We start from the raw sequence: 13,173 nt of genomic DNA, 5'->3' as shown, positions 1-13,173 counted from the left end.
GATGACGACACCGGCGCCTCTGGTGGGCGGACGGTGTCGTTTGAGTTGAGGCGACGACCGAGCTCGCGAAGCCCAGCATGAAACGCTGCGCCCCGATGCTCCGGTAGGCTCGACCGCTATGGACATTACGCCTGAGCTGATCGCCGAGATCGACTTCCCCGACTCGCTCAAGGGATTCGACAAGGACGCGGTCGACGACTTCCTCGGCCAGGTCGGGACCGAACTGGGCCGGGTTCAATACGAGCTGCGCAAGGCGCAGCGGCGCACCTCCGAGTTGGAACAGGAGCTGGCCACCGCAAGCGCTCAGGCTCCAGCGGCCCCCGCCGAATCGGACGCTGTCCGGGCGACGCGCACGATCATGGCCGCCGAGGAGACCGCCGACCGCATCGAGTCCGATGCCTCGGCTGAGGCGGAGAAGGCCCTGTCCAAGGCCAACGCCGAGGCGGCCTCGGCGATCGAGGTGGCCACTTCGGAGAGCAAACGCCTGCTGGCCGAGGCCCACGCTCAGGCCGATCGCCTGGAGGCGGACACCCGGCGTGAGGCCGACGAGCTGTTGGTGGCCGCCCGCCGCCGAGCCGAGGATGAATACGATGCCCGAGTGGCCGACTACGTGCGCCTCCTCGGCGAGCAGGAGGCACGCTCCGAGGCCCTGACCGATGACATCGACTCGCTCGAGGGCCGGGTGGGGGAGTATCGCTCGGTGCTCGAGCGGTTGGTCGAGGAGGTACGACGGGTACTCGACGACCCCGACGAGCTGCGCTTCCGTCCCACCCTGGAGCTGACCGCCCCCGCCGTGCCGACCGGCTCGCCGGCTCCGGTGCCGGGCTCGGTCATGCCCGAGGCGGCCGCCTCCGATGCCGACGCAACCTGGGAGCCGGGCAGTTGGTCCGATGGCCTCTCCCAAGACGGCGGCCCCGACGTCGAGGGCGACGCGGAGGTCGAGGGTGCCTCCGAGCCGGAGGGCGCCGTCGAGCCGGAGGGCCGGGACGACCGGACCCAGGCTCATGCTGCGATCGTGCAACCTCAGGTCGACGAGGACGAGGACGTGGCAGCGCCGGTCGAACCGGCGCCCGCCGACGAGGCCCCGGCCCCGGCCCCGGACAGTGCGTCCGCAGACATCGCCTCCGTCGACGACGCCACGCGCGACGACCTGAGCTTCTCCGAGCTCTTGGCCGCTGCGGACGCCGCACCGGTCGGGGAGGCCTTAGGCGGCTCCGACGCGCCGTCGGTCTTTGACGCAGCACAGGATCAGGGTGGCGATCTGACCGGTGAGTACCGTGACGTGAGTGGGTCGGATCTGCCCTTGGACGGCGAGGGTGGGCTTCCCGGTCAGCTCCAGGCGTTCGACGGTGAGGCCGAGTTGACGGGTGCCCAACCCCAGGTCCCCCAACGGGGCAACGACACCACCGGCGCGGTGCCTCTGGCATCGACGGGCCAGGTGTTCGAGGCGCCCGACGACGCGTTCACCGAATCGGGGTCGCCGCGAGCGGCCGAGCCGGCGGCGATGCCTGCCGGGGTCGAGTTTGTCGACCTGGGCGACGACCAGCCGGGCAACCCGGGGTTCGCCGCAGCACCGGGCGCCTTCGCCAGCGACGAACGCTCGCTGTCGGAGCTGCACGATGCCGTCAACCATCCAGACGAGGATCAGGCCTTTGCCGAGTTTGGCAACGCCGACGAGGATGACGACCAAAAGGGAATTCGCCGCTTCTTTGGCAAGTAGTCCGGGCCGCATCGGCCGGGGTGGTTAGTCTGTCGGCTCCTCGTACACTCCCGTCGCTCCGCTCGTGGTCGGAACTCCAACCTCGGCGCAGCACGAACTCGCCCCCTCGGAGGCACCATGGCAAGTTCATCAGCTTCGTCGAAATCGGCCAAGAAGGCACCTGCAAAGAAGGCGGCCGAGGAGAAGTCGACGACCGCTGCTGGATCGGACGCCGAGCCGCAGAAGGACGAGGTGGCTCCGGTGGTACCCCGGCCCGGCGCCGTGGTGACCCGTGCCGGGCGCGCCACCGAACCGGCACCCGCCGAGGAGCCGCCCTTCGACGACGACTTTATCGAGGCGCAACGCCAGGAACTCATCAAGGAACGGGCCACCTACACCCGTCAGTCGGAAGTGCTCCAGGCCGAAGCGGACTCCCTGTCGGAGAATCGCGAGCCGGGGGACGTTCAGTTCGACGAGGAGTCGGGCGAGGGCGACAGCCTGGCGGTCGAGCGGGAGCGCGACCTGGCGTTGTCCCAGCAGGCACTGGCGGCGGTCGAGCAGATCGACGCCGCGCTCAAGCGCATCGAGGCCGGCGAATACGGCATCTGCCGGGAGTCCGGGTTGCGGATCCCCCGCGCCCGGCTCGAGGCCATCCCGTGGGCCACCGAACGGGTGGAGTACAAGGTCGGCGGGTTTGGCCGTCGCTGAAGACGCTCCTCCCGAAGGGGATCTCGCGCCGGAGCCAACGCCGGAGCCCGAGGTCGACCACGGCGCCGACCAGCCGGCGGCGCGCGCCCGTCACGCCACCACCGCCCGCTTCGGCGTTGGCGCCCTCGTGGTCGCCATCGTGTTGGCGGTCGACCAGCTCACCAAGGCGTGGGCGCTCGAAGCGCTCGAGCCCGGAGTCACGAGAGACCTTCTCGGTCCGCTGAAGCTGTTGCTGGCGTTCAACACCGGGTCGGCGTTCAGCCTCGGTTCGGGCTCGGGTCCGGTGATCGCCGTGCTGGCGATCGTCATCGTCGGGGTGGTCGTCTGGGCCGGTCGGCACTACACCTCGTGGCCGGCGGTCGTCATCCAGGGTCTGGTCGTCGGCGGCGCCCTGGGCAACCTCGCCGACCGCGTGGTGCGGGCTGAGAACGGCTGGTTCTCGGGCTCGGTGGTCGATTTTTTGCGCCTGCCCAACTGGCCGATCTTCAACATGGCCGACGTGGCGATCACCGGCGGGGCGTTGGCGCTCGTGTTTCTGATCGGTCGCGATCGGGGTGAAGCGTGAGTTGGAGGTGGTGAGCGAGGAGCGGCCCGAGGGGGTCACCTCGCACTCGATCGGAGCGCCGCTCGACGGCGAACGGCTCGACCGCGTCGTGTCGATGCTGTGGGACTGCTCCCGCTCGGAGGCCTCCACGCTGATCGCCGACGGTGAGGTGCGCCTCGACGGCGAGGTGGTCACCACCAAGAGCCGCCGCGTGGTGGCGGGCGACGCAATCGAGTTGCGGGTCGCCGCCCCGACCGGTCCTGCGCTGCCACTGCCCCAGGGCGACCTCGAACTCGACGTCGTTGACGAGGACGAGTCGATCATCGTGATCGACAAGGCCGCCGGCATGGTCGTGCATCCGGCCCCCGGACACCCGGACGGAACGTTGGTCAACGCCTTGCTCGCCCGGTACCCGGAACTCGCCGAGGTCGGCGAGCCTCAACGGCCTGGCATCGTGCACCGCCTCGACCGAGACACGTCAGGCCTGATGGTGGTGGCCCGCACCCAAGCGGCCTATGAAGCGTTGGTGGACGCGATGGCTGAGCATCGGGTGGACCGGCGCTACCTGGCGTTGGTGCACGGGCGTCCCGAGACCCAGCAGGGCACGATCGAAGCCCCGGTGGGCCGGTCCCGCCGGGACCCGCTGCGCATGGCGGTCACGCAGGCGGGCCGGTCGGCGACGACGCATTATTCGTTGAACGCCACGTGGCACGAGCCGGCGGTCAGCCTGCTCGATCTGGCCCTGGAGACCGGCCGCACCCACCAGATCCGGGTCCATCTGGCATCGCTGGGCTGGTACGTGGTGGGCGACCCCACCTACGGACGCCCCCTGCCGGGCCACCCGCTGAGCCGTCCGTTTCTTCACGCCGTGGCGCTGGGCTTCGCCCATCCCGCCGACGGTCATGAGGTGGCCTACGCCTCGCCGCTGGCCGCCGAGCTTCAAGGCGTGCTCGACGCGCTTGGGCCGGCGGTCGACACGGTCTAGGCCACCGGCGACGCGACACCGATCGCCGCAGAGCCGGTCGCCGCTACCCGGCCGACCGATCGCCGCTACCCGGCCGACCGATCGCCGCTACCCGGCCGACCGATCGGCGACGTCGGGCCACGGCGCATCGCCCTGGGCCATCGCGGCCATGTCGGCCAGGCTGTAGCCGGTGAGGTACTCCCGCATGCGCTCGCCGGCATCCCACCACACGGCCAGGAGCACGCACTGGCCCTCGTGCTCGCAGGCCCCGTCGGTATGGGGAAGGCCGAAGTCGCCGGCCTGGATCGGCCCGTCGACCGCCGACACGATGTCGGCGAGGGTGATCTCCGCGGCGCCACGGGCCAGGACGTACCCGCCGCCGACGCCCCGCTTTGAACGAACCAGCCCGGCTCCCTTGAGCGCCAACAGGATCTGCTCGAGATAGGGCTGGGGTAGCCCGGTCCTCTCGACGATGTCGCGCACCGACGTTGGACCATCGGCCTGGTGGAGCACGAGCGACAGCAGAGCTCGGCTGGCGTAGTCACCTCGGGTGGACACCTTCATGCCGGGCAACACTACGGCCCGGCACACGTGCCCGCCCCAGCCGGCCGGCCGCAGGCGGCCATGGTGGAATCCACCCCGCCGGATGTGATCGACTGGCGGAGATGACCGACCCCCTGTTGCCCGACTACTCCGGTGCGTGCGTCACCGGGGTGGTCCCCACCCTGTTGGACCCGTCTGGGGAGGTGCCCGACTGGATGCCCCAGGAGCTGGTCGGGGCCAACCAGGTGGCGCTGCTGGTGCTCGACGGGCTGGGGTGGGACCAGCTCGAGGAGCGAGCGCACCTGGCTCCGACGTTGACGTCGCTTCCGCGCACGCCGATCACCACGGTGTGCCCGACGACGACGGCGACCGCGCTGACGTCGATCACCACCGGCCTGTCGCCGGGCGCCCACGGCGTGATCGGCTATCGCATCGCCATCCAACGCCAGATCCTCAACGTGTTGCGCTGGAGCACGCCCCGGGGCGACGCACGCGAGAGCATCGTTCCCAGCGGGGTGCAGCCCCACGAGGCATTCGGCTCCGAACGGCCGCCGGTGATCACCCGGGCCGAGTTCATCGCCACCGGCTTCACCGAGGCCCACCTCCAGCCCAGCCGGTTCGAGGGCTACCGCATGCCCTCGACCATGGTGGTCGAGGTCGCCCAGACCCTGCGTCGAGGCGAGCCGTTCCTGTACGCCTACTACGACGGCATCGACAAGGTGGCCCACGAGTACGGCCTGGGCGAGCACTACGACGCCGAACTGATGGCGGTCGATCAGATGGTGAGGGCGATCGTCGCCGGCCTGCCCCAGGGCGCAGCGCTGGTCGTCACCGCCGATCACGGCCAGGTGCAGGTAGGCAACAACGTCATCGAACCGGCCCGCGAGGTGCTGTCGATGGTCGACTTCCAGTCGGGGGAGGGCAGGTTCCGCTGGTTTCATGCCCGCCCGGGTGCCACAGCCGAGCTGGCGGCGGCCTGCGCGGAGCGCTACGGCGATCAGGCGTGGGTGGTCACCCGCACCCAGACGATCGATGAGGGCTGGTGGGGCCCCGGCCTCACCGACTCGGCGGCGGCCTGCCTTGGTGACGTGGCGCTCGTCGCCCGTGAGCCGGTGGCGTTCTCCGATCCGGCCGACACCGGGCCGTTTGTGCTGCAGAGCCGTCACGGCTCGTTGACCAGCGCCGAGGTGCTCGTGCCCTTGATCGTCGCCCGGGGCGGGTAAGGCGCGCACCCCGTCGAGCAGTCGCACGGAGCGCGCAGCGCCCCCGGTCGCAGAGCGCTCGGCTGCACCTCGTGCCGCCTCGGTAGCCTGGGTGGCTATGCCCTCAGCTGACACACCCCCGCAGCCCACCACGACCGCATCACAGCCCAACGCCGAGCCCGTCGCCCAGGATCGGCCCGAGGTGTTGGCGCCGGGATCGACGACCGACGCGGCCGACGGCAACGGGGAGCAGTCCGACGACGAGACGATCGACTCGCCGGCGAAGATCATCCGGGTGGGTTCGATGGTCAAGCAGCTGTTGGAGGAGGTACGCAACACCCCCCTCGACGAAGCGGCCCGCGACCACATGGTCGACATCTACGGACGCTCCATCGCCGAGCTTCAGGCCTCGCTGTCGCCCAACCTGGCCGAGGAGCTTGCTCGTCTGGCACCCGATTTCGACAGCGACGAGGTGCCCTCCGAGGCCACGCTTCGTATCGCCCAGGCCCAGCTGGTCGGCTGGCTGGAGGGGCTGTTCCATGGGATCCAGGCCACGCTGGTCGCCCAGCAGATGGCGGCGCGTCAACAGCTTGAGGGCGTGCGCGGCCAGCTGGGCGTCCCCGGCGGGCCCTCCGGGGGCCAGGACGGCCCGATGGGCACATCGATGCCGACCAACGCGCCCGGTCGTGGACCGACCGGCTACCTGTGAATCGGTGCCCGGCGAGCTGCGGTGGCCCAGCTCCGGCAGTGCCGACGGTCGATCACCGCCCGGCGGCGCTGATCACAAGCGTGTAGTTTCTCCAGGTCGATGGCTGATTCCTCGTTCGTTCACCTCCACCAGCACACCGAGTTCTCGATGCTCGACGGCGCGTCCCGCATCGGCGAGGTCGTCGCCGCCGCCGCTGCCGACGGCCAGCCGGGCCTGGGCATCACCGATCACGGCAACATGTACGGGGTACTTGACTTCTACAAGGAGGCCAAGGCCCAGGGCATCAACCCGATCATCGGCACCGAGGCCTACATGGCCTACGACAGCCGTTTCGAGCGGCCGTCGCGGCGGGGACGGGTCGACGACTCGGGAGGCGAGGTCGACGGCGGTCGCAAGCTCTACTACCACCTGACCCTGCTGGCCGAGAACCACACCGGCTACAAAAACCTCATCCAGCTGAGCTCGAAGGCGTTTCTCGAGGGCTACTACTACAAGCCCCGCCTCGATTGGGAGCTGTTGTCGCAACACTCCAAGGGCGTCATCGCCACCACCGGCTGCCTGGGCGGCCACGTCCTCCAGGCGCTGATGAACGAGAGCTTCGACTCGGCCCTCGAAAAGGCTGGGCGGCTCCAGGACATTTTCGGACGCGACAACCTGTTCGTCGAGATCCAGGATCACGGCATCCCCGAACAGCACCGCACCAACCCCCAGCTGATCGAGATCGCCAAACGGCTGCGGGCCCCGTTGTTGGCCACCAACGACGGCCACTACGTCACCCGCGCCGACGCCGAGGCCCATGACGCCCTGCTGTGCGTGCAGACCGGCTCGCTGGTCTCCGACGAGAAGCGCTTCAGGTTCAACGGGTCCGACCACTACCTGAAGTCCGCCCAAGAGATGCGCCACCTGTTCCGAGAGGTGGAGGTGGCCTGCGACAACACGCTGTGGGTGGCCGAGCGCTGCAACCTCGAGATCGAGTTTCCCGAGCCGGAACTGCCCCAGTTCCCCCTCCCCGAGGGCTACGACAGCGACGCCGAGTACCTGCGGGCGCTCACCTACGAGGGCGCCCACATGCGCTGGGGTGCCGTCCTCGAGCCCGAGGTGCGCGAGCGTATCGAGTACGAGCTGACCACGATCGAGACGATGGGGTACTCGGCGTACTTCATCATCACCTGGGACCTGATCAAGCACGCCCGCGACAAGGACATCCGGGTCGGTCCCGGGCGGGGCTCGGCCGCCGGCTGTGCGGTCGCCTACTGCCTGCGCATCACCGAGCTGGACCCGATTCGCTACGACCTGCTGTTCGAGCGGTTCCTCAACCCGGCCCGCGTGTCGATGCCCGACATCGACATGGACTTCGACTCCCGATACCGGGACGAGATGATCCGCTATGCGGCCGAGCGCTACGGCCGCGAACACGTGGCGCAGATCGTGACCTTCTCGACGATCAAGGCCCGGGCGGCGGTGCGCGACTCGGCGCGGGTGCTCGGCTACCCCTATTCGTTGGGCGACAAGGTGGCCAAGGCCATGCCACCCCTGGTGATGGGCCGCGACACCCCCCTGTACGCCTGCCTGGAGGAACACCCCAAGTACCTCGACGGCTACAAAGTGGCCACCGAGCTGCGCGACATGTACAGCACCGATCCCGACGCCAAGAAGGTGATGGACGTCGCCAAGGGGATCGAAGGCCTGCGGCGCCAGGACGGCATCCACGCCGCTGCGGTGGTGATTACCAAGGGGCCCCTCACCGACTACCTGCCCATCCAGCGCAAGCCCCAGTCGGGCGGCGACCCTGAGGACGCACCGGTCGTCACGCAGTTCGAGGGCAACACCTGCGAAGACCTGGGCCTGCTGAAGATGGACTTTCTGGGCCTGCGCAACCTGGACGTGATCTCCGACGCACTCGAGTTGATCACCCGGCATCGTGGCGTCGACGTCGACATCGACAACGTCGCCCTCGACGATCCGGTGACGTTCGCCATGTTGGCCAAGGGCGAGACGATCGGGGTGTTCCAGCTGGAGTCGCCACCGATGCGGGCGCTGATCCGCGCCGTCGCTCCGGACAGCTTCGAGGATGTCGCGGCCCTGATCGCGCTCTATCGGCCGGGGCCGATGGGCGCCAACATGCACTACGACTACGCCGACCGGAAGAACGGCCGCAAGCCGGTCGAGTTCTTCCATCCCGATGCCGAGGAGGTGCTCACCGACACCTACGGGCTGATGATCTACCAGGAGTCGGTGATGCGGGTCGCCCAGCGCTTCGCCGGCTACTCACTGGCCCAGGCGGACAACCTGCGCAAGGCGTGTGGCAAGAAGAAGCCCGAGATGATGATCAAGGAGCGGGCCAGCTTCGAGGAGGGGGTGGAGGCCACCGGGTTCGACCGCTCCCTGGGCAAGGAACTGTTCGACATCATCGAACGCTTCGCCGACTATGCGTTCAACAAGTCCCACAGCTACGGCTACGGGCTGGTCACCTACCAAACCGCCTATCTCAAGGCCAACTACCCCGAGGAGTACCTGTCGGCGCTGCTCACCTCGGTGAGCCACACGCTGGAGAAGGCGGCGGTCTACCTGGCCGAGTGCCGGTCGATGGGCATCACGGTCGAGGTGCCCGACATCAACCGGTCGGCGGCCAACTTCACCCCGGGCGACAAATCGATCATCTTCGGCCTGGCCGCCGTCCGCAACGTGGGCGAGGGGCTCGTCGACCTGATCGTCGCCGAGCGAAAGGCGCGCGGGCCGTTCGGTCCCCGGGAGATCGACGGCCGGCCGATCGACGCCTTCGACGACTTCTGTCTGCGGGTGCCCTACGAGGTGCTCAACAAGCGCACGATCGAATCGATCATCAAGGCGGGCGGGTTCGACACCTGCGGACTGCCCCGCAAGGGCCTGCTGCTGCGGATGGAGGAGCGCATCGACCACATCGTCGCCCGCCGCCGCGAGCACGACATGGGCGTCATGTCGCTGTTCGGCTCCGGCGGCGCCGAGCCGACGATCGACGAGCATCCGGTGACCGACGTCGAGTTCGACAAGGCCGAACGCCTCAGCCACGAGAAGGAGATGCTGGGCCTCTACGTCTCCGATCATCCGCTGATGGGCTACGAGCAGGTGCTGGCCCGCCGCACCGACGGGCCGCTCTCCGAGCTGGTCGAGCTGAGCGACGGCACCTCGCGCACCATCGGCGGCGTGGTTACCAACCTGCAGCGGAAGTGGACCAAAAAGGGTGACCTGATGGCGATCTTCCAGCTGGAGGATCTGCAGAGCCAGATCGAGGTGATGGTCTTTCCCCGCACGATGACCGAGCACGGGCACAAGCTGAACGACGACATGCTGGTCGTCGTCAACGGTCGGGTCGATCAACGCGACGACATGCCCAAGTTCATCGCCTTCGAGCTCGACGTGTTCGACGGCGCCGAGGAGTCCTCCGACACCCCGCTCAACCTCAAGATCCTGCCGTCGCGTCTCGACGACGCGCTGGTCGAGGAGCTGCGCCGGGTGATCCTCGAGTTCCCCGGGCGCTCGGAGGTTCACATCGATCTGGGCGGGTCCCAAGTGCGTCTGCGGCCGCCGTTCTGCGTCAACCATTCGGCATCGCTGATCTCCGAGCTGCGCGTGCTGCTCGGCACGTCGGCGGTCGTGCTGTAGCCGATCGTCCACCGAAGAATCGGGCCCCATGCGGCGTCGTTCGGCCACCCCGGACGCCCCCTGGGTTTGCATATTCGTGCGATTGGCGCTCAACTAGTTGTTGCCACCACTGCAGCCCAGACGGGGGAATACATGGCGTTTGAGACCTACACGAAGGACTGCACCGCGCTCAGCGATGCCGAGTTGACCGAGATGGCCGACCTGGCAGCGGAGTGCGAGCGCGGCTTCGATGTCGGCCTGCTTTCCAAGCAGCGCGAGGAGTGGGTGCTCGTCACCCTGATCCGCCAGGAGGAGACGCTGGTGGGGTACTCCTACTCGACGTTGGAGCGCATCGGCGGCACCCCTGCGGTGCTGCTGGGCCTGGCCTACGTGCGACGCTCGGAGGACCGGGACGACGTGCTGGAAGCGGTGATGTCGGCCAACTACCACCGGGCGCTGATGGCCTTTCCCGACGAAGACGTGCTGTTGGGCTGCCGCATGGTCAACCCCGGTGCCATGGCCGCCTTCGAACGTCTCGAGGACGTCCACCCCCGGCCCGAGGTTGAGGCGGGGGGCGAGGAGCGTCAGTGGGGCCGCCGCCTGGCCAAGCGCTTCGGCGTCGGCGCCAGCCGGTACGTCGCCAAGACCTTCTCGGTCGAGGGCGACGGCGCCTTCCCGCCGTGCCTGGACTTCGAGCCCTTGGCGTCGGCGACGATCGACCCCCAGGTGGCCGAGATGTTCGCCGACCTGGACGCCGCTGCCGGCGACTCGCTCATCACCTACGGGTGGGCGATGGAGGAAGAGCTCCGCAGCTACACCAAGCCGGACTGAGCAGGGTGTCCGGCATCGCCGCCGGCCGGATCGGGTCTCGGCCCGAGCCGGGCGCGGGTGACCCTGCCGCTGACACCGCTATCGACCCAGCCGCTGACATCGCCATCGACCGTGTCGGTGGCGTTGCCAGGGGTCTGCTTCTCGACCGTGCCGAAGACGACGCCCTCGGGCGCGTGATCGGGCGCCGGCGCATGTGCCGGGACTACCTGGCCGACCCGCTTGGGCCCGGCCAGCTCGAGGCGATCGTCGACCTGGCACGCCGGGCACCCTCGGCGGGCTTCAGCCAGGGCGTAGCCTTTGTCAGCCTGGAACGCCCCGAGCCACCGCAGCCATCGCCTGCGCAGCCACCACAATCGTCGCAGTCTCCGCTGGCGCAGTCGTCGGCGGAGCCCGACCCTGTGGCGGGCTACTGGGGTGTCACGCTTCCGCCGGCTCGTCGTTCGGAGTTTCCTTGGCCGGGGCTCCTCGACGCCCCGGTGCTGATCACGCTGTGGGTGCGTCCTCAGGCGTGGGTCGAACGCTACGGGCGACCGGACAAGGCACGTAGCGGCCTTGGCGCTGGTGAGGCCTCCTGGCCGGTCCCGTACTGGTGGGTCGATGCCGGCGCCGTCGTCCAGAACCTGCTGTTGGTCGCCGAGGCCGAGGGGCTGGGTGCGCTGTTTTTCGGGATGTTCGAGCACGAGCCGGCGGTCGCCGAGCTGCTCGGCGTGCCCGACGGCTGGCGGGCCGTGGGCACGGTGGCCCTCGGTCATCCCGCCCCCGATGGGCGGCGGCCGTCGGCGTCGGCGTCGGCCAGCGGTGGCCGTCCGGCGCTCGCCGAGCAATGGCACCGCAACGCTTGGAGCCCTGCCGTCAGCGCTCCGGTCCAGCCCCCTGAGGAAGCACGATGAGCCCAGAGATCCGTTCGTTGACCGAGGCCGACGACAGCGCTGTGCTGGCGCTGAACAACGTCGAGGTGCCCCGGGTGACCATGCTCGACGAGGCGGCGATGGCGCGCTATCGAGACGTGTTGAACGACGCGTTGGCGATCGGGCCGGAAGGTGCACCCGAGGCCTTCTGCTGGACGGTCGGCCCGGGCACCGACTACTGGTCGGCCAACTACGCCTGGGTGGAGGCGCACTACGAACGGTTCGTCTACCTCGACCGTGTCGTCGTCGCGCCACGGGCCCGCGGCCTGGGTCTGGCCCGTGCGCTCTATGACGAGGTGTCGGTGCGGGCAGCTGGAACCGCCGATCACTTCGTGCTCGAGGTCAATACCGTGCCTCGCAACGACGAGTCGCTGGCCTTTCACGCCGCGCTCGGCTTCACCGAGGTCGGCCGGGCCCGACCCTATGGCGACGACACCGAAGTCGGGTATCTGTCCCGGCCGGTTCCCGGCCCGTGACCAACCCGGCAGCCGAAGCGTCCTACGGGGCCAGGCTGGCCCGCATCTACGACCTGGCCTATGCGGGCATGGGCAAGGACTACGCCGCCGAGGCCCATCAGGTGCGCGCGCTCGTGGCCCGTGCGGGCAGCGCAGTCCCATCGGCCAGCGCCCCCCGCACGATGCTCGATGTCGCCTGCGGCACCGGCACCCACCTGGTCGAGTTCGCACGGCTGGGCTACCGGATTGCCGGCACCGACCTCAGCCAACCGATGCTCGACGTGGCCCGGGACCGCCTCGGCGACGACGTGCCGCTGGTGGCGGCCTCGTTCGAGGCGCTGCCCGCAGCCGTCACCCAGCTGGGGCCGTTCGATCTGGTCACCTGCCTGTTCTCGTCGATCGCCTACGCGGGCAGCAGTGGGTCGCTGCGCCGGGTGCTGGGTGATCTGGCCGCATTGGTGGCGCCGGGCGGGGCGCTGGTCATCGAGCCGTGGATCGCTCCGGAGGACTGGCTGGTCGGCCACATCGGTCACGACACGGTCACCCGGAGCGACACGACCGTGATGCGCATGGCCCACTCCGGCGTCGACGGCGACACGGCGCTCATCCGCATGGAGTACCTGGTGGGGGAGCCGGACGGGATCTGGTCCTTCGGCGAGGACCATCGCTTGCTGATGGCACCGTCCTCGTTCTACGTCGAGGCGCTGGAACTGGCCGGGTTGCGCGTCACCTTCGATCCGCACGGCTTCGACTTTGGTGCCGCCCGAAAGGGCCTGGTCGTCGGCGTCCGTCCACACTCCTGACCACCTGGCCCGCAGCTGACCACCCCGCACCTCCACCCGCATCTCGGGAGTGCAGGGCGCGCTCTGGCTGTTGTTTGGGCTCCCGAGTTGCGAGTTGTTCGTGTGATTCCCGCAACTCGGGAGTGCAGGGCGCGCTCTGGCGGTTGTTTGGGCTCCCGAGTTGCGAGCCGGTCATGTGTGATGACC

The 13,173-nt window shown here is 69.1% G+C and carries 12 protein-coding genes; 11 read left to right on the top strand and 1 reads right to left on the bottom strand.

The window, feature by feature from the left end:
- Nucleotides 1–118 precede the first annotated feature (118 nt).
- The 4 genes from PKD89_RS07950 to PKD89_RS07935 all read left to right on the top strand — a co-directional run bounded on the left by PKD89_RS07950 (nucleotide 119) and on the right by PKD89_RS07935 (nucleotide 3,936).
- Complete coding sequence (locus tag PKD89_RS07950; RefSeq protein WP_324332362.1) at nucleotides 119–1,720, top strand: DivIVA domain-containing protein; 1,602 nt, start codon at nucleotides 119–121, stop codon at nucleotides 1,718–1,720.
- A 117-nt stretch (nucleotides 1,721–1,837) separates the two neighbouring features.
- Entirely contained in the window at nucleotides 1,838–2,407 is a 570-nt protein-coding gene (locus tag PKD89_RS07945; RefSeq protein WP_289012449.1) for a TraR/DksA family transcriptional regulator, read from the top strand.
- A complete protein-coding gene (lspA, locus tag PKD89_RS07940; RefSeq protein ID WP_289012450.1) occupies nucleotides 2,394–2,972 on the top strand; it encodes a signal peptidase II in 579 nt (192 codons plus the stop codon). The genes PKD89_RS07945 and lspA overlap by 14 nt, the downstream gene beginning before the upstream one ends.
- Nucleotides 2,962–3,936, top strand: a complete 975-nt coding sequence (locus tag PKD89_RS07935; RefSeq protein WP_289012451.1) for an RluA family pseudouridine synthase — start codon at nucleotides 2,962–2,964, stop codon at nucleotides 3,934–3,936. Before lspA ends, PKD89_RS07935 begins: the two co-directional genes overlap by 11 nt.
- Before the next feature lie 87 nt (nucleotides 3,937–4,023).
- On the opposite strand, the gene PKD89_RS07930 is transcribed toward PKD89_RS07935, so the two are convergent.
- Nucleotides 4,024–4,479 (bottom strand): Rrf2 family transcriptional regulator, encoded by a 456-nt coding sequence (locus PKD89_RS07930; protein ID WP_287379347.1) that lies wholly within the window; start codon nucleotides 4,477–4,479, stop codon nucleotides 4,024–4,026.
- Nucleotides 4,480–4,580: 101 nt separating this feature from the next.
- On the opposite strand from PKD89_RS07930, the gene PKD89_RS07925 reads away from it, so the two are divergent.
- From PKD89_RS07925 to PKD89_RS07895, 7 genes are all read left to right on the top strand, one after another.
- On the top strand, nucleotides 4,581–5,681 hold the full coding sequence (locus PKD89_RS07925; RefSeq protein WP_287379348.1) for an alkaline phosphatase family protein: 1,101 nt from the start codon (nucleotides 4,581–4,583) through the stop codon (nucleotides 5,679–5,681).
- Nucleotides 5,682–5,778: 97 nt separating this feature from the next.
- Entirely contained in the window at nucleotides 5,779–6,369 is a 591-nt protein-coding gene (locus PKD89_RS07920; RefSeq protein WP_289012452.1) for a proteasome activator, read from the top strand.
- Between the two features lie 99 nt (nucleotides 6,370–6,468).
- Entirely contained in the window at nucleotides 6,469–10,011 is a 3,543-nt protein-coding gene (gene dnaE, locus PKD89_RS07915) for a DNA polymerase III subunit alpha (protein WP_289012453.1), read from the top strand.
- Nucleotides 10,012–10,143: 132 nt separating this feature from the next.
- A complete protein-coding gene (locus tag PKD89_RS07910; RefSeq protein ID WP_287392084.1) occupies nucleotides 10,144–10,821 on the top strand; it encodes a hypothetical protein in 678 nt (225 codons plus the stop codon).
- Nucleotides 10,822–10,826: 5 nt separating this feature from the next.
- Nucleotides 10,827–11,711, top strand: coding sequence for a nitroreductase family protein (locus PKD89_RS07905; RefSeq protein ID WP_287392082.1), 885 nt, complete (start codon nucleotides 10,827–10,829; stop codon nucleotides 11,709–11,711).
- Entirely contained in the window at nucleotides 11,708–12,205 is a 498-nt protein-coding gene (locus PKD89_RS07900; RefSeq protein ID WP_287392079.1) for a GNAT family N-acetyltransferase, read from the top strand. Before PKD89_RS07905 ends, PKD89_RS07900 begins: the two co-directional genes overlap by 4 nt.
- On the top strand, nucleotides 12,202–12,987 hold the full coding sequence (locus PKD89_RS07895) for a class I SAM-dependent DNA methyltransferase (RefSeq protein WP_287379355.1): 786 nt from the start codon (nucleotides 12,202–12,204) through the stop codon (nucleotides 12,985–12,987). Before PKD89_RS07900 ends, PKD89_RS07895 begins: the two co-directional genes overlap by 4 nt.
- Nucleotides 12,988–13,173 lie beyond the last annotated feature (186 nt).

The organism is Candidatus Neomicrothrix sp., assembly GCF_035329545.1.
GTDB lineage: Bacteria > Actinomycetota > Acidimicrobiia > Acidimicrobiales > Microtrichaceae > Microthrix > Microthrix subdominans.
The sequence above is the reverse complement of the archived record's forward strand: the minus strand, read 5'-3'. Positions and strand labels throughout refer to the sequence as shown.